The sequence below is a fragment of the Pseudomonas sp. Z1-29 genome, from assembly GCF_051131995.1.
GTDB lineage: Bacteria > Pseudomonadota > Gammaproteobacteria > Pseudomonadales > Pseudomonadaceae > Aquipseudomonas.
The window spans coordinates 218,280-244,557 of sequence record NZ_CP071645.1; the positions used below are offsets into that span (position 1 = coordinate 218,280).

General features: G+C 61.2%; 24 protein-coding genes. 14 read left to right on the forward strand and 10 right to left on the reverse strand.

Annotated features, from left to right (window positions below):
• Positions 1 to 133 precede the first annotated feature (133 nt).
• Positions 134 to 1,720 carry an ABC transporter substrate-binding protein gene (locus J3P84_RS01025; RefSeq protein WP_434627103.1) on the reverse strand — a complete coding sequence of 529 codons (1,587 nt, stop codon included), beginning with the start codon at positions 1,718 to 1,720 and terminating at the stop codon, positions 134 to 136.
• Positions 1,721 to 2,167: 447 nt separating this feature from the next.
• On the opposite strand from J3P84_RS01025, the gene rpmB reads away from it, so the two are divergent.
• Both rpmB and rpmG read left to right on the forward strand, forming a co-directional pair.
• On the forward strand, positions 2,168 to 2,401 hold the full coding sequence (gene rpmB, locus J3P84_RS01030; RefSeq protein WP_003177273.1) for a 50S ribosomal protein L28: 234 nt from the start codon (positions 2,168 to 2,170) through the stop codon (positions 2,399 to 2,401).
• 11 nt (positions 2,402 to 2,412) lie between these two features.
• Positions 2,413 to 2,568: a 50S ribosomal protein L33 gene (gene rpmG, locus J3P84_RS01035; protein WP_003177274.1), complete on the forward strand. Its 156-nt coding sequence runs from the start codon at positions 2,413 to 2,415 to the stop codon at positions 2,566 to 2,568.
• 101 nt (positions 2,569 to 2,669) lie between these two features.
• Here rpmG and J3P84_RS01040 read toward each other — a convergent pair whose 3' ends face one another.
• Together J3P84_RS01040 and J3P84_RS01045 are read right to left on the reverse strand one after the other, a co-directional pair.
• On the reverse strand, positions 2,670 to 2,981 hold the full coding sequence (locus J3P84_RS01040) for a hypothetical protein (RefSeq protein ID WP_434627105.1): 312 nt from the start codon (positions 2,979 to 2,981) through the stop codon (positions 2,670 to 2,672).
• Between the two features lie 105 nt (positions 2,982 to 3,086).
• Positions 3,087 to 3,449 carry a cupin domain-containing protein gene (locus tag J3P84_RS01045; RefSeq protein WP_434627107.1) on the reverse strand — a complete coding sequence of 121 codons (363 nt, stop codon included), beginning with the start codon at positions 3,447 to 3,449 and terminating at the stop codon, positions 3,087 to 3,089.
• A 231-nt stretch (positions 3,450 to 3,680) separates the two neighbouring features.
• On the opposite strand from J3P84_RS01045, the gene J3P84_RS01050 reads away from it, so the two are divergent.
• Together J3P84_RS01050 and J3P84_RS01055 are read left to right on the forward strand one after the other, a co-directional pair.
• Positions 3,681 to 5,174: an aldehyde dehydrogenase gene (locus tag J3P84_RS01050; RefSeq protein ID WP_434627109.1), complete on the forward strand. Its 1,494-nt coding sequence runs from the start codon at positions 3,681 to 3,683 to the stop codon at positions 5,172 to 5,174.
• Positions 5,175 to 5,355: 181 nt separating this feature from the next.
• The gene (locus J3P84_RS01055; RefSeq protein ID WP_434627111.1) at positions 5,356 to 6,498 is read left to right on the forward strand and encodes an MFS transporter; all 1,143 of its coding nucleotides are present in this window, start codon (positions 5,356 to 5,358) and stop codon (positions 6,496 to 6,498) included.
• Between the two features lie 39 nt (positions 6,499 to 6,537).
• Here J3P84_RS01055 and J3P84_RS01060 read toward each other — a convergent pair whose 3' ends face one another.
• The gene (locus J3P84_RS01060; RefSeq protein WP_434627113.1) at positions 6,538 to 8,103 is read right to left on the reverse strand and encodes a phospholipase D family protein; all 1,566 of its coding nucleotides are present in this window, start codon (positions 8,101 to 8,103) and stop codon (positions 6,538 to 6,540) included.
• A gap of 62 nt (positions 8,104 to 8,165) precedes the next feature.
• Positions 8,166 to 9,599, reverse strand: a complete 1,434-nt coding sequence (locus tag J3P84_RS01065; protein WP_434627115.1) for a PLP-dependent aminotransferase family protein — start codon at positions 9,597 to 9,599, stop codon at positions 8,166 to 8,168.
• Positions 9,600 to 9,776: 177 nt separating this feature from the next.
• Here J3P84_RS01065 and J3P84_RS01070 point away from each other — a divergent pair, with 177 nt between their 5' ends.
• Positions 9,777 to 10,022: a DUF1127 domain-containing protein gene (locus J3P84_RS01070; protein ID WP_305497928.1), complete on the forward strand. Its 246-nt coding sequence runs from the start codon at positions 9,777 to 9,779 to the stop codon at positions 10,020 to 10,022.
• 113 nt (positions 10,023 to 10,135) lie between these two features.
• Here J3P84_RS01070 and J3P84_RS01075 read toward each other — a convergent pair whose 3' ends face one another.
• Positions 10,136 to 11,449 carry an NAD(P)/FAD-dependent oxidoreductase gene (locus J3P84_RS01075; RefSeq protein WP_434627117.1) on the reverse strand — a complete coding sequence of 438 codons (1,314 nt, stop codon included), beginning with the start codon at positions 11,447 to 11,449 and terminating at the stop codon, positions 10,136 to 10,138.
• 146 nt (positions 11,450 to 11,595) lie between these two features.
• Between J3P84_RS01075 and J3P84_RS01080 the strand changes: the two genes are divergently transcribed.
• Positions 11,596 to 11,949: a YkgJ family cysteine cluster protein gene (locus J3P84_RS01080; protein ID WP_434570927.1), complete on the forward strand. Its 354-nt coding sequence runs from the start codon at positions 11,596 to 11,598 to the stop codon at positions 11,947 to 11,949.
• 109 nt (positions 11,950 to 12,058) lie between these two features.
• On the opposite strand, the gene J3P84_RS01085 is transcribed toward J3P84_RS01080, so the two are convergent.
• Positions 12,059 to 12,547, reverse strand: coding sequence for an Lrp/AsnC ligand binding domain-containing protein (locus J3P84_RS01085; RefSeq protein WP_003206849.1), 489 nt, complete (start codon positions 12,545 to 12,547; stop codon positions 12,059 to 12,061).
• 155 nt (positions 12,548 to 12,702) lie between these two features.
• Here J3P84_RS01085 and dadA point away from each other — a divergent pair, with 155 nt between their 5' ends.
• From dadA to J3P84_RS01115, 6 genes are all read left to right on the forward strand, one after another.
• The gene (gene dadA / locus J3P84_RS01090) at positions 12,703 to 14,007 is read left to right on the forward strand and encodes a D-amino acid dehydrogenase (RefSeq protein ID WP_434627119.1); all 1,305 of its coding nucleotides are present in this window, start codon (positions 12,703 to 12,705) and stop codon (positions 14,005 to 14,007) included.
• The gene (locus J3P84_RS01095) at positions 13,979 to 14,332 is read left to right on the forward strand and encodes a RidA family protein (protein WP_434602243.1); all 354 of its coding nucleotides are present in this window, start codon (positions 13,979 to 13,981) and stop codon (positions 14,330 to 14,332) included. Before dadA ends, J3P84_RS01095 begins: the two co-directional genes overlap by 29 nt.
• Before the next feature lie 97 nt (positions 14,333 to 14,429).
• Complete coding sequence (gene alr, locus J3P84_RS01100) at positions 14,430 to 15,503, forward strand: alanine racemase (RefSeq protein ID WP_434627121.1); 1,074 nt, start codon at positions 14,430 to 14,432, stop codon at positions 15,501 to 15,503.
• 128 nt (positions 15,504 to 15,631) lie between these two features.
• Positions 15,632 to 16,180 (forward strand): cupin domain-containing protein, encoded by a 549-nt coding sequence (locus J3P84_RS01105; protein ID WP_030138196.1) that lies wholly within the window; start codon positions 15,632 to 15,634, stop codon positions 16,178 to 16,180.
• Positions 16,181 to 16,363: 183 nt separating this feature from the next.
• The gene (locus tag J3P84_RS01110; RefSeq protein ID WP_434574329.1) at positions 16,364 to 16,777 is read left to right on the forward strand and encodes a c-type cytochrome; all 414 of its coding nucleotides are present in this window, start codon (positions 16,364 to 16,366) and stop codon (positions 16,775 to 16,777) included.
• Positions 16,778 to 16,914: 137 nt separating this feature from the next.
• Positions 16,915 to 18,849, forward strand: coding sequence for an acetyl-CoA hydrolase/transferase C-terminal domain-containing protein (locus tag J3P84_RS01115; RefSeq protein WP_434627123.1), 1,935 nt, complete (start codon positions 16,915 to 16,917; stop codon positions 18,847 to 18,849).
• 107 nt (positions 18,850 to 18,956) lie between these two features.
• Here J3P84_RS01115 and J3P84_RS01120 read toward each other — a convergent pair whose 3' ends face one another.
• Positions 18,957 to 19,529 (reverse strand): xanthine phosphoribosyltransferase, encoded by a 573-nt coding sequence (locus tag J3P84_RS01120; RefSeq protein ID WP_434627125.1) that lies wholly within the window; start codon positions 19,527 to 19,529, stop codon positions 18,957 to 18,959.
• Between the two features lie 54 nt (positions 19,530 to 19,583).
• On the reverse strand, positions 19,584 to 21,593 hold the full coding sequence (rep, locus tag J3P84_RS01125; RefSeq protein ID WP_305497937.1) for a DNA helicase Rep: 2,010 nt from the start codon (positions 21,591 to 21,593) through the stop codon (positions 19,584 to 19,586).
• Positions 21,594 to 21,867: 274 nt separating this feature from the next.
• Here rep and J3P84_RS01130 point away from each other — a divergent pair, with 274 nt between their 5' ends.
• Entirely contained in the window at positions 21,868 to 23,538 is a 1,671-nt protein-coding gene (locus J3P84_RS01130) for a putative bifunctional diguanylate cyclase/phosphodiesterase (RefSeq protein WP_434627128.1), read from the forward strand.
• A 110-nt stretch (positions 23,539 to 23,648) separates the two neighbouring features.
• Here J3P84_RS01130 and J3P84_RS01135 read toward each other — a convergent pair whose 3' ends face one another.
• Positions 23,649 to 25,043 carry a NorM family multidrug efflux MATE transporter gene (locus tag J3P84_RS01135; RefSeq protein ID WP_434631580.1) on the reverse strand — a complete coding sequence of 465 codons (1,395 nt, stop codon included), beginning with the start codon at positions 25,041 to 25,043 and terminating at the stop codon, positions 23,649 to 23,651.
• A gap of 158 nt (positions 25,044 to 25,201) precedes the next feature.
• Between J3P84_RS01135 and J3P84_RS01140 the strand changes: the two genes are divergently transcribed.
• Positions 25,202 to 26,122: a LysR substrate-binding domain-containing protein gene (locus tag J3P84_RS01140; protein WP_434602237.1), complete on the forward strand. Its 921-nt coding sequence runs from the start codon at positions 25,202 to 25,204 to the stop codon at positions 26,120 to 26,122.
• Positions 26,123 to 26,278 lie beyond the last annotated feature (156 nt).

Sequence of the window (26,278 nt, forward strand, 5' to 3'; positions counted from 1 at the left end):
AGGGCTGACGATATGGAGCCTTTGTGGGAGCGAGCCTGCTCGCGAATGCGGTGTATCAGTTGACTCAAAGTTGGCTGACAAACCGATTTCGCGAGCAGGCTCGCTCCCACAAGGGGACTGGGGCTAGGCCGGGTTACTTGAGGTTGACCTTGGAATAATCCTGCCGCCCAAACGGGCTGACCGTATAACCCTGCACATCCTTGCGGGTCAGCGCGAATGCCGTCGGGTGCGCCAGGGGCAGCCAGAGGGCCTGCTGCTGGATCTGCGCCTGGGCCTGTTCGTAGAGTTTGGTGCGCACGCCCTGTTCGCTGGTGGTCTTGCCGGCACTGATCAGTTTGTCCAGATCCGGGTTGCAGTAACGAGCGAAATTGGTCCCGGACTTGACCGCCGCGCAGGAAAACTGCGGCGTGAGGAAGTTGTCCGGGTCACCGTTGTCGCCGGCCCAGCCCATGAACAGCAGGTCGTGCTCGCCGGCCTTGGCGCGGCGGATCAGCTCGCCCCATTCGATCACGCGGATTTCCGCCTGGATGCCGATTCCCGCCAGGTCCGATTGCAACAGCTGCGCGCCGAGGCTCGGATTGGGATTGAGCAGGCTGCCGGAGGGGCGAGTCCAGATAGTAGTCTTGAAGCCTTCCTTCAAACCGGCCTTGGCCAGCAATTCCCGAGCCTTGGCCGGGTCATGGGCATAGCCGGGCAGGTTTTTCGCGTAGCTCCAGGTGTTTGGCGGATAAGGGCCGTTGGCCGCTTCGGCCGTGCCTTCGAAAACGGTCTTGAGGTAGCTGGGCTTGTCAAAAGCCAGGTTGATGGCCTGACGGACTTCCGGCTTGTCCAGCGGCGGATGCTGGCTGTTGATCGCCAGGAAAGCGGTCATGAACGCGTCAGTCTGCGCCACCTTCAATGTCGGCTCCTGCCGGGCGGCCTGCACGTCCAGCGGCTTGGGCGACAGGGCGATCTGGCATTCATTTCGGCGCAACTTCTGCAGGCGCACGTTGGCGTCTGGCGTGATGGCAAAGATCAGCGGGTCCACCTGGGGCTTGCCGCCGAAATAATCCCCGTTGGCCTTGTAGCGAATCGAGGCATCTTTCTGGAACCGGTTGAAAATGAACGGGCCGGTGCCGATGGGCTGGCTGTTGAGTTGCTCCGGCTTGCCGGCCTTCATCAACTGGTCGGCATATTCAGCCGAATAGATCGATGCGAAACCCATGCTCAACGTCGCCAGGAAGGTCGAATCGGCATGGTCGAGGGTGAAGCGCACTGTCAACGGGTCCAGGGCATCGATTTTTGTAATCAGCGCCGGCAGTTGCATGGATTGGGCGTGGGGGAAGCCGCTCTGGGCGACCTTGTGCCAAGGGTTGGCCGGGTCCAGCATGCGCTCGAAGCTGAACTTGACGTCTTCGGCCGTCAGGTCGCGACGCGGTGTGAAGTAGTCGGTGTGGTGAAACCTGACCTTGGGGCGCAACTTGAAGACATAACTCAGGCCATCGGGCGAAACTTCCCAGCTCTCGGCCAGGCTGGCCACCACCTTGCCGCTGGCGGTGTCGAAATCTACCAGGCGGTTCATCAGCACGTCGGCCGAAGCGTTGGTAGTGGTCAGGGAGTTGTACTGGACGACATCGAACCCTTCCGGGCTGGCCTCGGTACACACGCTCAGGGCGGCGGCCTGGGCCAGCGGAGTGAGTAGCAGAGGGGCGAGCAACAGCGGTAGGGCAGCGAGGCGCATGATTGATTTCCTGTGCAGGTCGGAGGCCCATCTGCGAGTGCAGTCTGGAAAAGGTCTACCCTAGTGGGCTCGCCTGCAAATGACTATCCCCTTTTTGCATTTTCCGGCACTCTTTGCAGCGCTTCGCGGGACGTGCTCAGGGCGCGAGCTCGCCAATGAATGAAAAAAACCTGCGCGCCGCGACGAGCGGTCAGGGCATCGCGGGCCCTTGCCGCAGCCGCCTGAGGCTGTTGATCGAGGGTTTCCAGTAAAGACAAATCACACCGGCTGTTGTTGTGCCTGGGTCTTTCTGGTATAAAGCAGCGCTCTTTTCTAGGGGCCCGGTTCCTTCACTGTAGGTGTAGCCGGTAAGACCCTTAAAGAAACGCGGCGCCTGGCGCCAAATGACTGAGAGATTAAGCGGCCAACCCATGCCGGGTTGGGCATGTGGTTTTAGAGGGCTGAGGCATGTCGAGAGTCTGTCAAGTTACCGGTAAGGGTCCGGTGACTGGGAATAACATTTCCCACGCAAACAACAAAACCCGTCGTCGTTTCCTGCCGAACCTGCAGCATCACCGCTTCTGGGTTGAAGAAGAGAAACGTTTTGTGCGTCTGCGCGTATCTGCCAAAGGCATGCGCATCATCGACAAGCGTGGCATCAGTGTCGTGCTGGCCGAACTTCGTCGCGATGGCAAGGTTTAAGGGAGCTAATCATGCGTGAATTGATTCGTTTGATCTCGAGCGCCGGTACTGGTCACTTCTACACTACCGACAAGAACAAGCGTACTACCCCGGACAAAATCGAGATCAAGAAATATGATCCGGTTGTTCGCAAGCACGTGATCTACAAGGAAGGCAAAATCAAGTAATTGATTTTCCCTCCTTACGAAAAAGGCCCGTATCGCGAGATACGGGCCTTTTTCTTTCAGGGCTGAAATCCTGACCGTTTACAAGGTTGCCTGATAATTAATCAGCCACACTTGTGACCGGTATAAAAGTTTTCCTTGTCGCTGAAGACGTAGAGCCGATCATCTCGATAGTCCATGGTGTAGGCTTCGCCTGCGCGTATATGGCGTACGATCTTGGCTCCCGAATAGGCTTGCATGTCGTGCAGAAATTGCGCGTCTACCTTCATCGGCAGCAGGGAGTTGAAAGCAAAATTAGCCGTGCATACGCCTGAAGGGTGGATCTCGTTGGCAATTGCTTCAAGCGCTCCAATGTTTAGTGTCAGCAGGGCAGCCAGTGCTGCGATCCGCGGTGTAGTAGCTTTTTTTTTGGCCATGTTGCCTCCTGGCATAATTTATAATCAGCGCCTCCTCATTGAGGCGCCCGGATATAATTACAGGAGGGTGGCGGCCATGTATATCGTACTGTGTAAGCGTTTGATTCATTCCTGTTTCTCAAACACTACATAAATCTTGCGGCACGCTTCCAGCACTTCCCAAGTTCCTTGGAATCCGGCCGGAATTACAAAACGATCGCCCGCTCGAAGTGTCTTGGCATTCCCTTCATTGTCCCGCAGCACCGAAACACCTTGGACGATTTCGCAGTATTCGTGCTCCGTATAGTTGACCGTCCACTGGCCCACCGCGCCTTCCCACACCCCCGCATTCATCTGTCCGCAAGGACTGCTGTAATGATTGAACACCGCTTGCTCGGGATCACCTTTAAGTACCTTGACCGGGTCCGGTCGATAGCGGTCGGCGGTGGTATTGGCCTGGCTGAAATCGACGATGTCCTGGATGCTCATGCGGTTACCCTCGGTGCTTGCGGCGCGGATGGCTGGGAGAGCAAAAGTCTATGTTTATTAAAACGAACATCGCAAGGCCGTTTGCTGGTTTTCTGTCAAATATATTGAAACATCCCCGGTCGCTGGTTTAGGGTGGCGGGTGCCTTGTGCCGAATACACATCGGCAAGGCAGAATTCTTGAACGCTACGCATAGCGTGGCGTTCGTACCCAAACAAGAGGAGGACACTCGCATGACCACCCTGACTCGTGCCGACTGGGAACAGCGCGCCCGCGACCTGAAGATCGAAGGCCGCGCCTTCATCAATGGCGAATACACCGATGCAGTGTCCGGCGAGACCTTCGATTGCCTCAGCCCGGTCGACGGCCGCCTGTTGGGCAAGATCGCCAGTTGCGACGTGGCCGACGCCCAGCGCGCCGTCGAAAACGCCCGCGCGACATTCAGCTCTGGCGCCTGGTCGCGCCTGGCGCCGAGCAAGCGCAAAGCCACCATGATTCGTTTTGCCGGCCTGCTCAAGCAGCACGCCGAAGAGCTGGCCTTGCTGGAAACCCTGGACATGGGCAAGCCGATCAGCGACTCCCTGAATATTGACGTTCCAGGCGCGGCGCAGGCGCTGAGCTGGAGCGGTGAAGCCATCGACAAGCTCTACGATGAAGTGGCCGCCACCCCGCATGACCAATTGGGCCTGGTCACCCGGGAACCGGTCGGCGTGGTCGGTGCCATCGTTCCGTGGAACTTCCCGTTGATGATGGCCTGCTGGAAGCTCGGCCCGGCGTTGTCCACCGGCAACTCGGTAGTGCTCAAGCCGTCGGAAAAATCCCCGCTGACCGCCATTCGTATCGCCGCGCTGGCCATCGAGGCCGGCATCCCCAAAGGCGTGCTGAACGTGCTGCCAGGCTATGGCCACACGGTCGGCAAGGCCCTGGCCTTGCACATGGATGTCGATACGCTGGTGTTCACCGGTTCCACCAAGATCGCCAAGCAACTGATGATCTATTCCGGCGAGTCGAACATGAAGCGCGTCTGGCTGGAGGCGGGTGGCAAGAGCCCGAACATCGTATTTGCCGATGCTCCGGACCTGCAGGCCGCCGCCGAAGCCGCCGCCAGTGCCATCGCCTTCAACCAGGGCGAAGTCTGCACGGCGGGCTCGCGCCTGCTGGTGGAGCGTTCGATCAAGGACACGTTCCTGCCGCTGGTGATCGAGGCTCTCAAGGGCTGGAAACCTGGCAATCCACTGGATCCAGCGACCAATGTCGGTGCCCTGGTCGATACCCAGCAGATGAATACCGTGCTGTCTTACATCGAAGCCGGTCACAGCGACGGCGCCAAGCTGGTCGCGGGTGGCAAGCGGATTCTCCAGGAAACCGGCGGTACCTACGTCGAGCCGACGATTTTCGATGGCGTGAGCAACGCGATGAAAATCGCCCAGGAAGAAATCTTCGGGCCGGTGTTGTCGGTCATCGCCTTCGACAGTGCCGAAGAGGCCGTCCAGATCGCCAACGACACCCCGTACGGCTTGGCTGCGGCAGTGTGGACCAAGGACATCTCCAAGGCTCACCTGACCGCCAAGGCCTTGCGCGCCGGCAGCGTATGGGTCAACCAATATGACGGTGGCGACATGACCGCACCGTTCGGTGGCTTCAAGCAGTCGGGCAACGGCCGTGACAAGTCGCTGCATGCGTTCGACAAGTACACCGAACTGAAGGCGACCTGGATCAAGCTCTGATCCTTCTGTACGAGCGGAGCTGGCGGTCGACACACATCCCCTGTGGGAGCGAGCCTGCTCGCGAAAGCGGTATGACAATCGACGATTTTGTTGAATGTTGCATCGTCATCGCGAGCAGGCTCGCTCCCACATTGTTTTGTGGTGATGCCTGGAGTCGATAGTTAGCCACGGGAGCGTGGAAATGCGTTGGGCGACCTATTTCGCCGTGTTGGCCTCTGTCCTGAGCGTCGGCCTTGCCCTCGGCGTAAGCATGCCCCTGGTGTCGCTGCGCCTGGAGGGCTGGGGTTATGGCTCGTTCGCCATTGGCGTCATGGCGGCGATGCCAGCCGTTGGCGTACTGGTCGGGGCCAAGGTTTCGAGCCGGCTGGCGGCGCATTTCGGTACGGCGGCGCTGATGCGCCTGTGCCTGTGGGGCGGGGCGGTGTCCATCGGGTTGTTGGCGCTGTTGCCCAGCTATCCGGTCTGGCTGCTCTTGCGGCTGTTGATCGGAGTCGTCCTGACATTGGTGTTCATTCTCGGCGAGAGCTGGATCAACCAGCTGGTCATCGAGCAATGGCGCGGGCGGTTGGTGGCGCTGTACGGGGCCAGCTATGCCTTGAGCCAATTGTCCGGCCCGCTGCTGCTCGGTGCGCTGGGGACCGATCATGACTACGGGTTCTGGGTGGGTGTCGGGCTGCTATTGATCGCCCCGTTGTTGTTGCTTGGCCGCAGCGGTGCGCCTGCCAGTGAGGCGGGCAGCGTTACCTTCGGCGATTTGTGGGAATTTTGCCGGGGCCTGCCGGCAATCGGTTGGGCGGTGTCGTTGTTCGCCGCATTCGAGGCGATGATCCTGACGCTGCTGCCGGTCTATTGCCTGCGCCAGGGCTTCAGTGCCGATATTGCGCTGGCGATGGTCAGCACGGTGGTGGTCGGCGACGCCCTGTTGCAGCTGCCCATTGGCGCCCTGGCCGATCGCCTGTCGCGCCGGTCGCTATTCACCGGCTGCGCGGTGGCACTGATGTTGTCCAGCCTCGCGGTGCCGCTGCTGATTGATACCTTGTTGATCTGGCCGCTGTGGGTGCTGTTTGGCGCCAGCGCGGGTGGGCTGTTTACCTTGTCGCTGATCCTGATCGGCGAGCGCTACCGCGATGATGCGCTGGTACGGGCCAACGCCCATGTTGCGCAGCTGTGGGGGATCGGTTGCCTGGTCGGGCCGCTGGTGGCGGGGGCGGGCAGCCAGTGGGTCAGCGGCCATGCGCTGCCGTTGTTCATGGCGGCGGGGGCGTTCGGCCTGGTCATTCTGTTGTTGCGCCAAGGGGCGTTCGGCGCGACACAAACCGCTTGAGCTCATCCAGATACCCTGTGGCTCCAGAGTGCCCAGATTCTAAAGCATCCGCTCCAACCCGATCGTCGTGGCGAACCAGGCATTGAAGCGGCGCCACCAGCTGCCCGGTTCGCGATCCAGGTCGTGCAGCTTGCCGTTGTCCTCGGTGGTCCAGACCAGTCTTTCATCTTCCAGGCGGGCCTGATAACTCAGGGTCGGGGCCATGCCCTGCAAAGCCAGCTCCCGAACCTGGCCGGCGAGTTTCGGGCTGTCTACCAGTACGCCGACCTCGGTGTTCCAAAGCACTGAACGAGGATCGAAATTGAACGAGCCAATGAACGACTTCTGTTGATCGAAGATGATCGCCTTGCTGTGCAGGCTGGAGTCCGATTCGCCATAAGACTTGCTGTAGAACAGATGCGGGCTGCCGCCGCTGTCGCCGGGTTGGCGGCGCAACTCGAACAGCCGTACGCCATGCTGCAGCAAGGCCTTGCGATACGGCGCGTAGCCGCCGTGCACCGCCGGCACATCGGTGGCTTCCAGCGAATTGGTCAAGAGGCTCACGGAGACACCGGCATCGGCACGGCTGGTCAGGTACACCAGCCCTGGCTGTCCGGGCACGAAGTAGGCGGAGATCATGATCAGTTCCTTGCTGACGCCGGTCAGCTCCGGCCCCAGTTGTGTCGTCAGCAGCAATCGAGGGTCTGGCTCATCCTTGGCCAGTACCTTGCTAGGCGCATCCCACAGCGCCTGGTTCCAGGCCCAGATCAACTGTCCGCGCCAGATGTCCAGGCGCGGCTGGGTCTTGTAGGCGGTCAGTTGCTGGTAGAGCGTCTGGTTTTCCTTGTGCGTCTGCTCAAGCGAAGCTTGCAGGCGCAAGCGGCTGTTCTCCAGGTCCTTGGGAGTTGGTCGATGGGAAAGGAATTGTTCGATCGGTTTGCTCAGCGCGCTGTTCCAGTATTGGTCGAAGCTGTGCCCCAATTGCTCGGCCACCGGGCCGACGCTGAGCAGGTCGATGTCGGTGAAGTTAAGGTTGGGTTCGGCATCGAAATATTCGTCGCCGAGATTGCGGCCGCCGACGATGGCCATGCTGTTGTCCGCCAGCCAGAGCTTGTTGTGCATCCGACGATGTTGCAGCGACAGATTGAACAAGCGCCCCAGGCTGCGGGTCACGCCGGTGGCGCGGCCAAGATGCAACGGGTTGAACAGGCGAATCTGGATGTTCGGGTGCGCGGCCAGGGTCGCGATGACTTGCTCCTGGCCGTCGCTGGTGGTGTCGTCAAGCAGGATCCGCACGCGCACCCCACGGTCCGCTGCCTTCAGCAGTTCGTCGACCAGCATGCGCGTGCTGATGCCGTCATGAACGATGTAGTACTGCAAATCCAGGCTGCTTTGAGCGTTGCGAATCAGCTCGGCCCGGGCGGTGAAGGCTTCGGTACTGTCGGACAGCAGGCGAAAGCCTGAGCGGCCCTCGTGCGGGGCGGCCTGTTGCGCCACCGAGCGGCCGAACGCTGAGTCGGAGGCCGGCAACGCCTGGGAGGGTTCGCGGGTGACATCAAGACTGGCGCAGCCGCTCAACAGCGAGGCGACTAGCATTAGCGCGTGCAGGATCGGTCTGGATCTCACGTAGGCTCGTTCCGATTGTTAGCGTGGGTCGGCTGTTGGGTGCTGCTTCCCTGCCTACACGGTCAGACGGTGTCTCGCTGGGTTTCGTTCAACAACGCTATAGCCACGGCACCAACCTTGCGCACCGCATCCTCGATCTGTGCCGTTGGCTTGGCAGCGTAGTTCATGCGCAGGCAATTGCGATATTTGCCCGAGGCCGAAAAGATACTGCCGACGGCGATCTGCACGCCTTGGTCGTGCAGCATCCGGTTGAGCTTCAATGTGTCGAAGCCCTCGGGTAATTCGACCCACAGCATGAAGCTGCCGCGGGGACGGCTGGCGCGGGTACCTACCGGGAAATAACGGCTGACCCAATCAATCATCACGTCACGATTGCGCTGGTATTGGCTGCGCATCCGCCGCAAATGCGGCTCGAAATGTCCGCCTTTGAGAAACTCCGCGATGGCTATCTGGGGTTGCGGCGCGGTCGAGCCGGTGCTGATGTATTTCATGTGCAGCACCCGTTCCAGATAGCGCCCCGGCGCTACCCAGCCGACCCGAAGGCCAGGGGCAAGGGTCTTGGAAAAAGAACTGCAGAGCAGGACGCGACCATCGTCGTCGAAGGACTTGATGGTGCGAGGACGCGGATAGGTGTAGGCCAGTTCCCCATACACATCGTCTTCGATAATCGCCACATCGAAGCGCTGCGCCAGGGTCAGCAAAGCGCGCTTGTTGGCCTCCGGCATGATGTAGCCCAGCGGGTTGTTGCAGCTGGGGGTCAACTGTATGGCCTTGATCGGCCATTGCTCCAGTGCCAGTTCCAGCGCTTCCAGGCTGATGCCGGTGAGTGGATCGGTGGGTATTTCCAAAGCCTTCATGCCCAGGCCCTTCAGCGTCTGCATGGCACCGTGGAAGCTGGGGGAGTCCACCGCAACGATGTCGCCCTGCTCGCAGGTGGCGCGGATGCTGACCGACAACGCCTCGTGGCAACCGGTGGTGACGATCAGGTCGCTGGCGCCGAGTTGGCAGCCCGAGTCCAGGGACAGCCGGGCGATCTGCTCACGCAGTTCGAGGTTGCCGTAGATATTGTCGTAGTACAGGCCGGGCATGTCTTGGCGCCGGCTGATCTGCGCCAGGCTGCGCAGCAACGGTTTCATGGTCGGTGAATGGATATCCGGCATGCCGCGGCCCAACTGTACGACATCCTTGCGCGGCACCGCGCGTATCAGCTCCAGCACCTGGTCCCATTGGGAGATGTCCACCGGGCGCTGGGCCGGGCGGCCAACCGCTGGCAGGTCCGGCAGCTCGCGGCTGACCGGGACGAAATAGCCGGACTTGGGTTTCGGCATCGCCAGTCCGCTGTCTTCCAGGACGCGATAGGCCTGCTGCACGGTACTCAGGCTGACCCCGTGTTCGGTGCTCAAGGCACGCACCGACGGCAGCCGGTCGCCGGGGCGGTAGAAGCCCTGTTCGATGCGAGTGCCGAGCAATTCGGCGAGGTTCACGTAAAGAGTCATGGTGCATCCCGATGAGATGAAAACGCCAACCGATACAGATGAGCCGCAAAATTATAATTCAGTGCCCGAAACGCTCAATCTGTATGGCTATAAAAGGTATTGGTTGAATCTGTATTGAATCTGGCCGCCCGCGCATCATGAAAGCTCTGGCTACCCAAGTAAACAGGAGCGATCAAAATGAACGGCTTGAGCGATGTACGGCTGACGTTACACAGTCAGGAACTGGCGGCGGGGCAGGAAAAGGGGCTGCGTGATGCCATGCTGCGCAATGCCCCGTCCGGCTTGAGCCGCTGGGGCCTGTTCTGGCATCGTCTGCATACACGCAAGGCCTTGTTGGAGCTGACAACCGAACAGTTGCGCGATATCGGCCTGAGCCGGGAGCAGGCCCGGGCGGAAGGGTTGAAGCCGTTCTGGCGGCTTTGAAGCGATATCACATAAACCTGTGGCGAGGGAGCTTGCTCCCGCTCGGTTGCGCAGCGACCGCAGGATCTCAGGGCTGCTACGCAACCCTGCGGGAGCAAGCTCCCTCGCCACGGTCAGATCAATTCTTTCAACCGGTGCCACAGCATACCCAGCGCCAACAGCGGCGAGCGCAAATGCTTGCCGCCCGGGAATGTCATGTGCGGTACCTTGGCAAACAGGTCGAACCCACCGCCCTGCTGGCCGCTGATAGCCTCGGCCAACAACTTGCCGGCCAGGTGCGTGGCATTCACCCCATGACCGGAATAGGCCTGGGCGTAATACACGTTGGGCTGATCCTTGAGCCGGCCGAGCTGCGGCAGGCGGTTGGCGCCGATGCCGATCATCCCGCCCCATTGATAATCGATCTTCACGTCTGCCAGTTGCGGGAAGACCTTGAGCATTTTCGGCCGCATGTACGCGCCGATGTCTTGCGGGTCTCGGCCGGAATAGTGACAAGCCCCGCCAAACAACAAGCGTCGATCCGCCGAAAGCCGGTAGTAATCCAGCGCCACCCGCTGGTCACAGACCGCCATGTTCTGTGGCAACAGCGCGTTTGCCTGCGCTTCGCTCAGCGGTTCGGTGGCAATGATATAGCTGCCAGCGGGCAGCACTTTGCCGCTCAGCTCCTGGTTCAGGCCGTTGAGGTAGGCATTGCAGCCCAGCACCAGTGTCGTGGCGCGGACCGAGCCTTGTTGGGTGTGTACTTTTACCTGTGGCCCGTAGTCGATGCGTATCACCGCCGATCGTTCGAACAGCCGGACCCCCAGTTGCTGCGCTGCGGCCGCCTCTCCCAACGCCAGGTTGAGCGGATGCAGGTGGCCCGAGCCCATGTCGACCAGGCCACCAACATAGCGATCCGAGCCCACCACGCTGTGCATTTCATCGGCTTGCAGCAGTCGCGTCTCGTAGCGATAGCCCAGGCTGCGGAGTTCTTCGGCATCCTCGGCGAAACCCTGAAGATCGGCGGGTTTGTTGGCGAGGTCGCAGTAGCCCCAGGTGAGGTCGCAAGGAATCTGAAAACGATCGACCCGCTGGCGGACGATTTCCACCGCTTCGAGCCCCATCAATTTCATCTGACGCACGCCGTCGGTGCCCACGATTGGCGCAAACTGATCGAGACCATGGCCCACGCCGCGAATCAGTTGGCCGCCGTTCCGCCCGCTGGCGCCCCAACCGATCTTATGAGCCTCAAGCAGCACCACACTCAGGCCGCGCTCGGCCAGCTCGATGGCTGTGTTCAGCCCGGAGAACCCGCCGCCCACCACGCAGACATCCGCCACCAACTCGCCTTGCAGCACCGGATGGTCCGGCTGCGGCAGGCTGCTGGCGGCGTAGTAGGAGGCGGCGTGCGCGTGGCTCGGGACAGGTTGCTGAACACGGGCGTTCATGTGCGTAATCCTGATTGTTGCGTTTGAGAAATTTTACGGAGCATAAGCCGGGCTTTCCCCAGTCGGCAACACTGGTCGGCGGACGCTGTCTGGCATGGGGCTTTTAAGGCAGAATCCTCAGCTGTCCCGATTCGGTAATGGCCTCGATGAGCTGCAACAGTCAAAAAATCCGCACGCTACGTCAGCAGATTCCTACGTTCGAGTGCGTACCGGGCTGTCATGACTGCTGTGGTCCGGTGACCACCTCGCCCGAAGAAATGGCTCGTTTGCCACGCAAGAGCCGCGCCGAACAGGACGCGGCCCTGGAGGCGCTCGATTGCGTGCACCTGGGGCCGAACGGTTGCACGGTCTACGATGAAAGGCCGCTGATCTGCCGGTTATTCGGCACCACCGCGACCTTGCCATGCCCTAATGGGCGGCGGCCGGTTGAGCTGATTCATCCGCGGGTCGAGAAGCAGATTCATGCATACATGGCCAGCACTCGGCAGGTGTTGGTCTAGCCGCCGAGGGAAACCGGGTCGCGGCTTTCGCGAACAGGCTCGCTCCCACAAGCTCGCCACCTACCTGCGTGGGAGCGAGCCTGCTCGCGAAAGTGTTCTGGAGCCGGGCTCAATCCGGAATCGGCAGGTTCAGGCTCTCCTTCACTTCCTCCATCACGATGTAGCTCTTGGACTCACGAACGTGGGGCAGCTTGAGCAGGATGTCGCCCAGCAGCTTGCGGTACGAGGCCATCTCGGAAATTCGCGCCTTCACCAGATAGTCGAAATCCCCCGACACCAGGTGGCATTCCAGTACGTGAGGCAACTTCAGCACGGCACGTCGGAACTCTTCGAACGTGTCGCCGGATTTATAGTCGAGGCTGATTTCGACGAACACCAGCAGGCTGCCCTTCAAGTGCTGCGGATTGAGCCGGGCGTTGTAGCCCATGATGATCCCCTCGCGCTCCAGCCGTCGCACCCGCTCGGTGCAAGGCGTGGTGGAAAGCCCGACCTTTTCCCCCAGCTCGGTGAAAGAAATTCGCCCGTCGGCCTGGAGGATGCGCAGGATGTTGCGGTCGATCTTGTCCAGCTCGCGTTTGGTCTGGGTATTGGTACGCACAGGTGATGCGCCTCCGTGAAAAGGGTTTTTGCCGAGAATTCTCGCCAAATATAGGCATTTATATAGTGAAAAGCACTGGCTGATCTTTTTTACACTGCGCGCATCTAAGCTTTGTATAACAAACGTCAGCGGTTATCCGCGATGAGGGTTTCAACATGCGCGTCTTGGTCTTGGGTAGCGGCGTCATCGGTACCGTCAGTGCTTACTATCTGGCACGTGCCGGGTTTGAAGTGGTGGTGGTCGACCGTCAGCCGGCGCCAGCCATGGAAACCAGCTTCGCCAACGCTGGCCAGGTATCGCCGGGCTACGCCTCGCCGTGGGCTGCGCCGGGTGTGCCACTCAAGGCCATCAAGTGGCTGCTGCAGCGTCACGCGCCGCTGGCAATCAAGGCCACCGCCGACATCGACCAGTACCTGTGGATGGCGCAGATGCTGCGCAACTGCACCGCCAGCCGCTACGCGATCAACAAGGAGCGCATGGTCCGCCTGTCCGAGTACAGCCGTGACTGCCTCGACGAATTGCGCGCCGAAACCGGCATTGCCTACGAAGGTCGCAGCCTGGGGACTACCCAATTGTTCCGCACCCAGGCCCAGCTCGATGGCGCGGCCAAGGACATCGCCGTGCTCAAGGAGTCGGGCGTGCCGTTTGAAGTGCTCGATCGCGAAGGCATCGCCCGGGTCGAACCGGCCCTGGCCAATGTCACCGACATCCTGGCCGGTGCGCTGCGCCTGCCCAATGACCAGACCGGCGATTGCCAGATGTTTACCACGCGCCTCGCGGAAATGGCCGTGAAGCTCGGCGTACAATTTCGCTTCGACCAGAACATCGAGCGCCTGGATTTTGCCGGGGATCGCATCAATGGCGTCTGGATCGACGGCAAGCTCGAAACCGCCGACCGTTACGTCCTGGCCTTGGGCAGCTACTCACCGCAACTGCTCAAGCCGCTGGGTATCCGCGCGCCGGTGTATCCACTCAAGGGCTATTCCCTGACCGTGCCGATCACCAATGCGGCGATGGCGCCGACCTCGACCATCCTCGACGAAACCTACAAGGTTGCGATCACCCGGTTCGACAACCGGATTCGCGTCGGCGGCATGGCGGAAATCGCCGGTTTTGACCTCTCGCTCAACCCGCGTCGGCGTGAAACCCTGGAGATGATCGTCAACGACCTTTATCCTCAGGGCGGCGACCTGGCCCAGGCCAGTTTCTGGACCGGCCTGCGCCCGACCACCCCGGACGGCACGCCGATAGTCGGCGCCACGCCGTTCAAGAATCTGTTCCTCAATACCGGCCACGGCACCCTCGGGTGGACCATGGCCTGTGGTTCCGGTCGCCTTCTGGCGGACCTGATGGCGAAGAAAAAGCCGCAGATCAGCGCCGAAGGCCTCGATATTTCCCGTTATGGCAGCAAACCTCAGGAGTCCGCTAAACATGGCAATCCAGCGCCAGCTCACCAATGACCGCATGAGTCAGGTCGTTGTGCACAACGGCACCGTTTACCTGGCCGGGCAGGTCGGCGACGACATGAGCGCCGGCATCGAGCAGCAGACCCGCGAGACCTTGGCAAATATCGAGCGTCTGCTGGACCTGGCCGGGACCGACAAGAGCCGCCTGCTGTCGGTGACGATCTACCTGAAGGACATCGACGCCCATTTTCAAGGCATGAATGCGGTGTGGGACAAATGGCTGCCCAAGGGCGTCGCCCCGGCCCGCGCCACTGTCGAGGCCAAGTTGTGCGAACCGCAGATCCTGGTCGAGCTGTCCGTGGTGGCCGCGCTGCCCTGACAACTGTCAAAAAGCTCCCTCTCCCGGCGCCGTTGATGGCTGATGCCGTCAGCCGTCGCCGGTTTTTTTACCCATGACCGCCTAGAAGCCTGCCGCCATGCGTCCTGCCCGTGCCCTGATCGATCTCCAAGCCCTGCGTCATAACTACCAACTGGCCCGTGAAGTTACTGGGACCAAGGCCCTTGCAGTGATCAAGGCCGACGCCTACGGGCATGGCGCGGTGCGCTGCGCCGAGGCTTTGCAGGAGACGGCGGATGGGTTCGCCGTGGCCTGCATTGAAGAGGCCCTGGAACTGCGGGCCGGTGGTATACGTGGGCCGATCCTGTTGCTGGAAGGGTTCTTCGAGGCCGATGAGCTGGCATTGATCGTCGAGCACGACTTCTGGTGTGTCGTGCATGCGTTGTGGCAGCTAGAAGCGATAGAGCGCGCGACGCTGGGCAAGCCGATCACGGTCTGGCTCAAGCTCGACTCGGGCATGCATCGGGTCGGTTTGCATCCGGCCGATTATCAATCGGCCTATCGTCGCCTGCTGGCGAGTGGCAACGTGGCGAAAATCGTCCTGATGAGCCACTTCGCCCGCGCCGACGAGCTGCACGACCCGAGCAGCCTCCAACAATTGGCGGTATTCGAGCAGGCCCGCCAGGGCCTGGTGGCTGAGGTCAGCCTGCGCAACTCGCCCGCGGTGCTGGGTTGGCCGCAGATACCGAGCGACTGGGTGCGGCCGGGCATCATGCTGTACGGCGCGACACCCTTCGACGAAGCCAATGCCATGGCTTCGCGCCTGCAACCGGTGATGACCCTGGAGTCGAAGATCATCAGCGTGCGCGAGCTTCCCGCCGGCGAGCCGGTGGGCTACGGTGCCCGTTTCGTCACCGCCCAGCCGACCCGGGTCGGCGTGGTTGCCATGGGGTATGCCGACGGTTACCCGCGCCAGGCGCCCAACGGTACGCCAGTGCTGGTGGATGGCCAGCGCAGCCAGCTGGTCGGGCGGGTCTCGATGGACATGCTGTGTGTCGACCTGAGCCATATTCCCCAGGCCGGGCTCGGCTCGACCGTCGAACTCTGGGGCAAGAGCATTCTCGCCAGCGATGTGGCGCAGGCCGCCGACACGATTCCTTACCAGATATTCTGCAACCTGCGACGTGTCCCACGGCTCTATTCCGGGACCTGAGACCAGGCGACGCATACCGGAAGTCGCTTCACCGCACAGGATTCGGGTCAAAGTGTTGTAAATACTGAACGCTGTCGCCATGATAACGCTCACTTTCCACACAACCTGATTCCCTGGAGGCTCCAGCATTGGACGTCGGTGAACGACTGCAATCCATTCGTAAACTCAAAGGCCTTTCCCAGCGTGAACTCGCCAAGCGCGCGGGCGTCACCAACAGCACTATTTCGATGATCGAGAAAAACAGCGTGAGCCCCTCGATCAGCTCGCTGCGCAAGGTCCTTGGCGGGATTCCCATGTCCATGGTCGAGTTTTTCTCCGAAGAGATCCTCCAGGAGAAACCGACCCAGATCGTCTATAAAGCCAACGAACTGATCGACATCTCCGACGGCGCCGTGACCATGAAACTGGTGGGCCGGGCGCATCCGAGCCGGGCGATTGCCTTCCTGAACGAAATCTATCCGCCTGGCGCCGACACCGGTGACGAAATGCTCACCCACGAGGGCGAGGAAACCGGGATCCTGGTGGAAGGGCGACTGGAACTGGTGGTGGGCGCAGAAACCTTCGTGCTCGAGGCCGGCGACAGCTACTATTTTGAAAGTACCAAGCCACATCGTTTCCGCAATCCGTTCGACGTGCCGGCGCGACTGATCAGCGCAGCCACTCCGGCGAATTTCTAGACCAAGAGGCGCCAGGCCCGCACGCCACAGGCGCCCGCATGTTGGGCTGTCATGACAAACAAGACCCTTGTGACTTTGGGGTTGTTTCAGAGTGACAGGCTTACCGCTATACTTGCGCCCGCCTGCAAACCGTGGCCGCAGGCGTGACTAGCCACCATTGAGGGTGTACGCGTGAACCTAATTATGAAAATGCTGGCTGCACCAGCAACCGTATTGGCCCTATGGGCTGCGAGCGCTCAAGCGGCGCCGAACGACGAAATCGCCAAGCGCCTTGAACCCGTTGGCCAGGTTTGTGTTCAGGGCAAGGAATGCAAAGGCATGGAAGTGGCCACTGCAGCCGGCGGCGCAGGCGGTGCCAAGGCACCCAAAGACGTCATTGCCAAGCATTGCAACGCCTGCCACGGCACTGGCCTGCTGGGCGCTCCGAAAATCGGTGACAAGGCGGCCTGGAAAGAGCGCGCCGATCACCAGGGCGGCCTCGACGGCATCCTGGCCAAGGCTATTACTGGCGTAAACGCCATGCCGCCCAAAGGCACTTGCGCCGACTGCTCCGATGATGAGCTCAAGGGCGCCATCAAAGAGATGTCCGGCCTGTAATTCGCCAGCATCTTTCACGAAAAAGCCGCTTTCGAGCGGCTTTTTTGCGCCTGGAATTTTTCCCAGGGCTGTTCATCGCAACCAAGACCCGGCAAGCTCGGTCCAACCCACATTCAAGGAATGTCCCGGAGGGTCGGATGGTGCAGTTGTGTTCAATCGAACAGGCAGTGGATGACGTGCTCGAGCGCTTGCCCGCGCATATCCACCTGGGCATGCCATTGGGGCTGGGCAAGCCCAACCTGTTCGCCAACGCGCTGTACCGGCGCATCGCCCAACTGCCCGAGCGGCAGCTGACTATCTACACGGCGTTGAGCCTGGGTCGACCGAGCCTGGGCGACGGTTTGCAGAAGCGTTTCCTCGAGCCCTTCGTCGAACGGGTCTTCGGCGACTATCCCGAACTCGATTACCTTGCCGATCTGCAGCGCGACAGCCTGCCGGCAAACATCCGCGTGCAGCAATTCTTCATGCAGCCCGGCAGCCTGCTGCACAGTGCAGCGGCGCAGCAGGACTACGTCAGCAGCAACTACAGCCACGCGGCGCGGGACATCAACGCGGCCGGCCTGAACCTGATTGCGCAATTGGTGGCGAGCGACCCGGAACATCCGGATCGCCTGAGCCTGAGCTGCAACCCGGACATCACCCTGGACCTTTTGCCGATGATTGCCAGGCGACGCGAGACGGGGGAGACCATCCTCATGGTTGGGCAGGTCCACAGCGAATTGCCCTACATGCCCGGTGATGCGGAAATCGGCATTGACGATTTCGACCTGCTGATCGACGAGAAGGACAGCCACACGCTGTTCTCCACGCCGAACATGCCGGTGGGGTTCCAGGACCATTTGATCGGCCTGCATGCCAGCACCCTGGTACGTGATGGCGGTACGTTGCAGATCGGCATCGGCTCCATGGGCGATGCGTTGACGGCGGCGCTGTTGGCGCGCCAGGCCGATAACGCCGGTTACCAGGCGTTGCTGGCGGACCTGAATCTCAGCCAGTGGGCGCAGTTGATCGAGCGAGAGGGTGGGACCGAGCCGTTTGCCAAAGGGCTGTACGGTTGCAGCGAAATGTTCGTCAACGGTTTGCTGGTGTTGGCGGAGGCCGGGATTATCCGGCGCAAGGTCTATCCCGATGAGCCGACCCAGGAGCAGGCGAACGCCGGGACACTCGACGAGGCGGTGCAACCCGACGGCATTTGCATCCATGGCGGGTTCTTCCTCGGCCCGGGCAGTTTCTACGAGCGCCTGCGCGAGTTGCCGCAGAGCCGGCGCTTCGAATTCAACATGACGCGCATCAGCTACATCAACGAGCTGTACGGCCAAGAACAACTCAAGCGCCTGCAGCGGCTTGATGCGCGGTTCATCAACACGGTGTTCACCATGACGCTGATGGGCGCCGGGGTGGCTGACCAATTGGAAGACGGGCGGGTGCTCAGCGGTGTGGGTGGGCAATACAACTTTGTTGCCCAGGGGCATGCGCTGGAAGGGGCGCGCTCGATCCTGCTGCTGCGCAGTTGGCGCGAGTCAGGCGGCGTGGTCAGCTCCAACATCGTCTGGGAATACGGTCATTGCACGATTCCCCGGCACCTGCGGGACATCGTCGTGACCGAGTACGGCATTGCCGACCTGCGCGGCAAGACCGACGCGGCGGTGATCGAGGCATTGCTCAACATCAGCGATTCACGCTTCCAACCGGGGCTGATCGAGCAGGCCCAAAGCGCCGGCAAATTGCCGAAGGATTTCCGTCTCGACCCACGTTTCGCCGACAACACGTCGGAGCGTTTGCAGGCGATCCAGGCGCGGCATCCCAATCTGTTCCCGGAGTATCCGTTGGGCTGCGATTTCGATGGGCTGGAGCGGGATCTGCTGCGGGCGCTGAACTGGCTCAAGAGCAAGTTCAAGCTCACCGAGATCCTGGAGTTGGGCAAGGCCGCGCTGGATGCACCGGAGCCTTGGGAGTTTGCCGGGCATCTGGAACGGATGCAGCTGACGAGCCCGGAGGGGCTGAAGGAAGAGTTGGCCCAGCGGTTGCTGCTGGCGGGGCTGAAGGCGACCGTGCAACAAACAGCAACCTGACCCCTGTGGGAGCGAGCTTGCTCGCGATGGCGGTGTATCTGCTAAATAAAATGTGTCTGACAGACCGCTATCGCGAGCAAGCTCGCTCCCACAGAGGATATGGGAGATCAGTCGATGAACGTCACTACCCCACCCGCCAGCGATTTCACCCGCGCCAACGACTCGACGCGGTAGCCCTGGGCATCCAGCTCAGCGCGGCCACCCTGGAAGGCTTTCTCGATCACGATGCCCAGCCCGGCCACGGTAGCGCCGGCCTGCTTGATGATGGAAATCAGCGCCTGGGAGGCTTTGCCGTTGGCCAGGAAGTCATCGATGATCAGCACTCGGTCGCTGCTGGTCAGGTGGCGCGGGCTGATGGCGACGGTGCTTTCGGTCTTCTTGGTGAACGAATACACGGTGGCGGACAACAGGTTCTCCGTCAGGGTCAGCGACTGCTGTTTGCGCGCGAAGATCACCGGCACGCCAAGGTTCAGCCCGGTCATGATCGCCGGGGCGATGCCCGAGGCCTCGATGGTGACGATCTTGGTGATGCCCGAATCCTTGAACAGCGCGGCGAATTCGTCGCCGATCAGCTTCATCAACTGCGGGTCGATCTGGTGGTTGAGGAACGCATCAACCTTCAGGACCTGATCGGAAAGCACGATGCCTTGTTCACGAATTTTCTGGTGCAGGGCTTCCATGAAGCCTCCTCTGATGACGCGTCGGCGCCTGAAGTCAGTAAAAAATAATCGATTCTAGCGCTTCAACATCGCGCGTATATCCGCCAGGGCGCTGTTGCCGCGAACGGCTTTGACTTCCGTCGGCGTGTCGTCATTGCCTTCCCAGGCCAGATCGTCCGGCGGCAGCTCATCAAGAAAACGGCTCGGGGCGCAGTCGATGACTTCGCCGTACTGCTTGCGCTTGGCGGCGAAGGTGAAGGCCAGCGTCTGGCGCGCCCGGGTAATCCCGACGTAGGCCAGGCGCCGTTCTTCTTCAATAGTGTCGGCTTCGATGCTGGAGCGGTGCGGGAGGATTTCCTCCTCCATGCCCATGATGAACACGTAGGGAAATTCCAGGCCCTTGGAGGCGTGCAGCGTCATCATCTGCACGCCTTCGGCGCCTTCTTCCTCTTCCTGCTGCCGCTCGAGCATATCCCGCAAAACGAGCTTGCCGATGGCGTCCTCGACGGTCATGTCGCCGTCTTCATCCTTTTCCAAAGTGTTTTTCAGCGCTTCGATCAGGAACCAGACGTTGCCCATGCGGTAGTCAGCGGCCTTGTCACTGGAACTGTTGGTGCGCAGCCAGTTTTCATAGTCGATGTCCATGACCATGCTGCGCAGCGCCGCGATCGGGTCTTCGCCGGCACACTGCTCGCGGACCTTGTCCATGAAGCGCTTGAAGCGCGCCAGGCGGTCGGTGAAGCGGCTGTCCAGGTGTTCGCCCAAGCCGATTTCATCGGTGGCGGCGTACATCGAGATCTTGCGCTCGGTGGCGTAGTTGCCGAGTTTTTCCAGGGTGGTCGAACCGATTTCCCGGCGTGGCACGTTGATCACCCGCAAGAATGCATTATCGTCGTCCGGGTTCACGATCAGGCGGAAGTAGGCCATCAGGTCCTTCACTTCCTGGCGTCCGAAGAAGCTGTTGCCCCCCGACAGACGATAGGGGATCTGGTGATGCTGCAACTTCAGCTCGATCAGCTTGGCCTGGTAGTTGCCGCGATAGAGGATCGCAAAATCGCTGTAGGGCCGGTCGGTGCGCAGGTGCAGGCTGAGGATTTCCATGGCCACGCGCTCGGCTTCGGCGTCTTCGTTGCGGCAACGGATCACACGGATCTCGTCGCCGTGGCCCATTTCGCTCCACAGCTGCTTTTCGAATTCGTGGGGGTTGTTGGAGATCAGCACGTTGGCGCAGCGCAGGATGCGGCTGGTGGAGCGATAGTTCTGCTCCAGCATCACCACCTTGAGCGATGGGTAGTCTTCCTTGAGCAACATCAGGTTTTCCGGCCGCGCGCCGCGCCAGGCGTAGATCGACTGGTCATCGTCGCCGACCACGGTGAACTGGTTGCGTTTGCCGATCAGCAGTTTCACCAGCAGATACTGGCTGGCGTTGGTGTCCTGATATTCGTCCACTAATAGGTAACGGACTTTGTTCTGCCATTTCTCAAGGATGTCGGCGTGGTCCTGGAACAGCTTGACCGGCAGCAGGATCAGGTCGTCGAAGTCCACCGCGTTGAAGGCCTTGAGGGTGCGCTGGTAGTGGGCGTAGACGATGGCGGCGGTCTGTTCCTTGGGGTTGCGGGCGTTCTCCAGGGCTTCGGGCGGCAGGATCAGGTCGTTTTTCCAGGCGCCGATCATGTTCTTGATCTCGTCGACGCCGTCGTCGCCCGAGTATTCCTTCTGCATGATGTCGGTCATCAAGGCCTTGACGTCGGTCTCGTCGAAAATCGAGAAGCCCGGCTTGTAGCCAAGTCGCGCGTGTTCCTTGCGAATGATGTTCAGGCCCAGGTTGTGGAACGTACAGACCGTCAGGCCACGGCCTTCGCCGGCGCGCAACAGACCGCCGACCCGTTCCTTCATTTCCCGCGCGGCCTTGTTGGTGAAAGTCATCGCGACGATGTACTGGGCGCGGATGCCGCAATTCTGGATCAGGTGCGCGATCTTGCGGGTGATCACGCTGGTCTTGCCGGAGCCTGCACCGGCGAGCACCAAAAGAGGGCCGCCGACATAGTTCACGGCTTCTTGCTGCCGGGGATTGAGTCGGGACATGACAGGGTTCAGGGAGTCGTTTGCGAAATGGGCCGGCATTTTAACAGGCTCTGAGATTTGTGCTGCTCTGTCCGACTTGTGACGCTGCACATCATCTTCAATTGCCGCTTTTGTTACTTTCCCTCAGGATGCGGACGGGATTTGGGTCTAACGTTCGTTTTTAAGGTGAAAAACCGTCAAAACCGAGTGTTTGAGAACCATTGGCATTGGTGATTGCCCGTCGGCGAGTCATAATGCCCCGCGCCTACCACCTTGCAGAGTCTAGGGAGTCAGCTTGTCTACGCCTGTCGAACCCTTGCGTTTGCTCTTATTGGCCGAAACGCCTGAGTGGTCAGCGATATTGCGCGAGTGCCTGGCGCCCATGGGCCCCTCGGTCGTGTTGATCAGCGCCCCGAGCTGGGAGTCGGTCAGCAGCCTGTTCGAAGACAACCGCAATGCGGTCCTGTTGACTGTCGCTGCTTTGCAACCAGCGCCCGGTCGTTGCCGCCTGCCAACGGTGCTGTTGCTTGAGCACGAGCCGGCGACTCCCCCGGACGGCGTCAGCGACTGGCTGGTGCGTGACGTACTCGATGAGGCGACGCTGCGTCGTTGCCTTCGTCATGTGCGCGAGCGCGGGGTGTTGGAAAACACTCTGCAACGGCTCGCCGAGCAGGACCCGTTGACCGGCATCGCCAACCGCCAAGGCTTCCAGACCCTGCTGGCGGCACGCCTGGCTGAAAACGAAGGCCGTGGCCTGGCGCTCGGCCATCTGGATCTGGATAACTTTCGTCACGCCAACGACGCGCTCGGTCATCAGGCCGGCGACCGTCTGATCCTGCAGGTGGTCTCGCGGCTCAAGGGCGCGCTGGAAGTCGGTGATCAACTGGCGCGGCTGGGCAGCGACGAATTCGCCCTGCTGATCGATACCCGCCGCGCGCCCCAGCGGGCCGAGTGGATGGCTGAGCGCATCACCGAAGCCATGGCCGAACCCTACTGGGTCGATGGCGAAAGCCTGCTGATCGGCTGCAGCCTGGGGATCGCCCATGCTCGCGCCCAGGCCGGTGCCGACCCGCTGATGTGGCACGCGCATATCGCCATGCAGCAGGCCAAGAGCACGCAAGGCTGCACTTTTCATATCTTCAATGAGCGCATCAATCGCAACGCCCGCAGTCTCGCCGACCTGGAAAGCGAACTGCGCCGGGCGCTGCGTCGCGACGAACTTGAATTGCATTACCAGCCGCGGCTGAACCTTGCCGATGGCACCATCGTCGGCCTCGAAGCCCTGGTGCGCTGGCGTCACGGCGAGCGCGGGCTGTTGCCGCCGAGCGAATTCGTGCCACTGGCCGAGCAGAGCGGCCTGATCGTACCGTTGGGCTACTGGGTAATTTCCCGGGCGTTACGGGACATGCAGGCCTTGCGCGAGCGCGGGCTCGCGCCGCTGCATATGGCGATCAACCTGTCGTTCCGGCAATTCCAGGACAGTCAGCTGCTGCCGACCTTGAGTCGGTTGATCAGCGAACGGGGTGTCGAGGCCCAGTGGCTGGAGTTCGAACTCACCGAAACCGCCGTCATGCGTCGCAGCGAAATGGTCAAGCAGACCATGGATGCCTTGGGCCGCCTGGGCGTGCGGTTCTCCCTGGACGATTTCGGTACCGGATTTTCCTCCTTCGTGCACCTAAACAGCCTGCCCATCGCCCTGCTCAAGATCGACAAGAGTTTCGTTGGCGGCATGGAGCAGCGTGAAGAGAACCGCAAGCTGGTGCACGCGATGATCAACCTGGCCCATAACCTCAATCTTGAAGTCGTGGCCGAAGGCGTCGAGACCCGTGAACAGATGGATCTGCTGCGGGGTTTCGGTTGCGATCAGGTGCAGGGCTTCCTGATCAGCAAGCCGCTGCCGTTGGTGGAGTTGGTTGAATACCTGGCGTTTGAGGGTGGCCAGGCGACGCAGGAAATCGTGAGCTGACACAAACCCTGTGGGAGCGAGCCTGCTCGCGAAGGCGGTGTGTCAGTTGGTGGATGTCCGGCTGACACCCCGCTTTCGCGAGCAGGCTCGCTCCCACAGGGGATGTATTTTCACTTCGCCTGGATCGCTTCGAAATTCCGCTGCTCCGGCTCGCTGCGAATCATCCGCTTCATCTTCCACTCGAATGCCCACGTCAGGCTCACCGCCGCGCACGCCAGCCCCAGGGCCAGGCCCCACCAGACACCAGTCGGCCCCCAGTTCAAATGAAAGGCCATCCACCAGGCAGCGGGCGCGCCAATCAGCCAGTAGCAACCCAGGCCTACCAGGAAGGTGGTCTTGGCGTCCTTCAGGCCTCGGATACAGCCCATGGCAATGGTTTGCGTACCGTCGAACAGCTCGAACCACGCCGCCACGGCCAGCAGGCTCACAGCCAGGTCGATCACCGGGCGGAACGCCGGGTCATTGTGATCCAGGAACAAACCGATCAGTTGATTGGGCAGCAGCCAGAACACCATGGCGAAGGCCAGCATCGCCGCTGCCCCAAAGCCGATCCCGACCCGTCCGGCCAGGCGTGCCATGAGCAGTTGCCCGGCGCCGTAATGCTGGCCGATGCGCATGGTGATCGCGTACGACATGCCCGCTGGAACCATGAATGCCACCGAGACGATTTGCAGAGCGATCTGGTGCGCAGCCAACGGCGTGCTGCCCATGGTGCCCATGCACAGCGCGGCGAACGCGAACAGCCCGACTTCCACGGCGTAGGTACCACCAATCGGCAGGCCAAGGCGCCACAGTTCCTTGAGGTATTGACGATTGGGCCGCGACAGGCCTTCAAGCAATGGATAGGCGCGGTAGGCCGGGTGCCGGTGGATGTGCCAGGCGAGCACCAGGGCCATGCAGTTGGCAACAATCGCCGTCACCAGGCCGATCCCCATCAGGCCGAGCTTCGGCAAGCCGAACATGCCGGTGATGAGCGCGTAATTGAGCAGGAAGTTGGCCACCGTGCCGCCGAGGCTGATCACCATGACCGGAGTGGCCCGGCCGATCGCGCTGGTAAATCCACGCAGGGCCATGAAACTCAGGTAGCCGGGCAGGGCGAACGGCAGCACCAGCAGGAACTGGCCGGCGGCGAGGACGTTGGTTTCAGTCTGGCCGAACAACAGCAGCACCGGCTTGAGGTTCCACAACAGCAACCCGGCCACCAGCGCCATCAACCAGGCCAGCCATAACCCGGCCTGGGTCAGCCGGGTGGCGCCTTCAATATCGCCAGCGCCCTGGCGGATCGCAACCAGCGTACCGACGGCAGCGATCACGCCGATGCAGAAAATCGACACGAACGAGTAACTCGCCGCCCCCAGACCACCACCGGCCAGGGCTTCGGGACTCAGGCGCGCCATCATCAAGGTGTCGGTCAGCACCATCAGCATGTGCGCCAACTGCGAAGCAATCAACGGCCCCGCCAGCCGCAGGATGGCCCAGAGTTCGATACGCACCGGATGCCGCATGATCATCACGCTCCATGTTCAAACAAGGCAGTAAGACGTCGATTCTCGGCGCTTGCGGTGGTTTGCACAAAAGGATAAATCCGATTGCTGGCATGATTAAAACTCATGCTGGGCGAATCTTCTGATAGGGTTCGAAAAAAGCCACAGGAGCCTTTCCGATGTCTCGTCGCCTCCCTCCTCTTTATGCGTTGCGGGCATTCGAAGCGGCGGCGCGATACAGCTCGTTTACCCGGGCCGCTGAAGAACTGTCGATTACCCAGAGCGCGGTCAGCCGGCACATTCGCACGCTTGAGGAACACTTCGCCTGTCGGCTGTTTCAGCGCAGCGGCCGCAACCTGCAACTGACCGAGGCGGCACGCCTGCTGCTGCCGGGCGTGCGGGAGGGTTTCATGGCGCTGGAGCGTGCTTGCCATACCTTGCACGGCGAGGACGGAATTTTGCGCATGAAGGCGCCTTCGACCCTGACCATGCGTTGGTTGCTGGCGCGCCTGAGCCGCTTTCGGCATCTGCAACCCGGCAACGAAGTGCAATTGACCAGCGCCTGGATGGACGTCGACTCGGTGGACTTCAACACCGAGCCGTTCGACTGCGCGGTTCTGCTGGGCAACGGGCACTTTCCGGCGGACTGGGAGGCCAGTCTGCTGTTCCCCGAGGAGCTGATTCCAGTCGGCGCACCGACTCTGCTCAACGACCAACCCTGGGACGTGGCGCGGCTGGCCAGCGCGGAGCTGCTGCACCCCACGCCGGATCGCCGGGACTGGCGCAACTGGTTGCAGCGCATGGGGCTGGCGGACAAGGTCTCGCTCAAGGGCGGCCAGGTATTCGATACGCTGGAACTGGGCATGATCGCTGCGGCGCGGGGCTATGGTGTGTCCATGGGCGATTTGTTGATGGTCGCCGAGGACGTTGCCCAGGGACGCTTGAGTCTGCCGTGGCCTACGGCTGTTGCCAGCGGCGAGCACTATTACCTCGTCTGGCCGAAGACCCGGCCTGGAGGTGAACGTTTGCGCAGGCTCAGCGATTTTCTCCAGGGCGAGGTAAGCGCCATGCAACTGCCCGACGTGAAACGCCTGGCCTGAAGGGACAAACAGGCCCCGCTGGCGACTTGGCTTTATTCCTTCCAAAGCGCTCAAGTATTCGATTTTGCGGCCGAATCCGTGAACATAGAACCTTCGTACAGAAAGGGCCCACATCTCAAAAATTGAATGCCGAGCGTGCGACGTGATCAGGATGAT

Coding starts and splice junctions, on each gene's coding strand:
- J3P84_RS01025 (WP_434627103.1), bottom strand. CDS start 1,720: ATGCGCCTCGCTGCCCTACCGCTGTTGCTCGCCCCTCTGCTACTCACT.
- rpmB (WP_003177273.1), top strand. CDS start 2,168: ATGTCGAGAGTCTGTCAAGTTACCGGTAAGGGTCCGGTGACTGGGAAT.
- rpmG (WP_003177274.1), top strand. CDS start 2,413: ATGCGTGAATTGATTCGTTTGATCTCGAGCGCCGGTACTGGTCACTTC.
- J3P84_RS01040 (WP_434627105.1), bottom strand. CDS start 2,981: ATGGCCAAAAAAAAAGCTACTACACCGCGGATCGCAGCACTGGCTGCC.
- J3P84_RS01045 (WP_434627107.1), bottom strand. CDS start 3,449: ATGAGCATCCAGGACATCGTCGATTTCAGCCAGGCCAATACCACCGCC.
- J3P84_RS01050 (WP_434627109.1), top strand. CDS start 3,681: ATGACCACCCTGACTCGTGCCGACTGGGAACAGCGCGCCCGCGACCTG.
- J3P84_RS01055 (WP_434627111.1), top strand. CDS start 5,356: ATGCGTTGGGCGACCTATTTCGCCGTGTTGGCCTCTGTCCTGAGCGTC.
- J3P84_RS01065 (WP_434627115.1), bottom strand. CDS start 9,599: ATGACTCTTTACGTGAACCTCGCCGAATTGCTCGGCACTCGCATCGAA.
- J3P84_RS01070 (WP_305497928.1), top strand. CDS start 9,777: ATGAACGGCTTGAGCGATGTACGGCTGACGTTACACAGTCAGGAACTG.
- J3P84_RS01075 (WP_434627117.1), bottom strand. CDS start 11,449: ATGAACGCCCGTGTTCAGCAACCTGTCCCGAGCCACGCGCACGCCGCC.
- J3P84_RS01080 (WP_434570927.1), top strand. CDS start 11,596: ATGAGCTGCAACAGTCAAAAAATCCGCACGCTACGTCAGCAGATTCCT.
- dadA (WP_434627119.1), top strand. CDS start 12,703: ATGCGCGTCTTGGTCTTGGGTAGCGGCGTCATCGGTACCGTCAGTGCT.
- J3P84_RS01095 (WP_434602243.1), top strand. CDS start 13,979: ATGGCAATCCAGCGCCAGCTCACCAATGACCGCATGAGTCAGGTCGTT.
- alr (WP_434627121.1), top strand. CDS start 14,430: ATGCGTCCTGCCCGTGCCCTGATCGATCTCCAAGCCCTGCGTCATAAC.
- J3P84_RS01110 (WP_434574329.1), top strand. CDS start 16,364: ATGAAAATGCTGGCTGCACCAGCAACCGTATTGGCCCTATGGGCTGCG.
- J3P84_RS01115 (WP_434627123.1), top strand. CDS start 16,915: ATGGTGCAGTTGTGTTCAATCGAACAGGCAGTGGATGACGTGCTCGAG.
- J3P84_RS01120 (WP_434627125.1), bottom strand. CDS start 19,529: ATGGAAGCCCTGCACCAGAAAATTCGTGAACAAGGCATCGTGCTTTCC.
- rep (WP_305497937.1), bottom strand. CDS start 21,593: ATGTCCCGACTCAATCCCCGGCAGCAAGAAGCCGTGAACTATGTCGGC.
- J3P84_RS01135 (WP_434631580.1), bottom strand. CDS start 25,043: ATGCGGCATCCGGTGCGTATCGAACTCTGGGCCATCCTGCGGCTGGCG.
- J3P84_RS01140 (WP_434602237.1), top strand. CDS start 25,202: ATGTCTCGTCGCCTCCCTCCTCTTTATGCGTTGCGGGCATTCGAAGCG.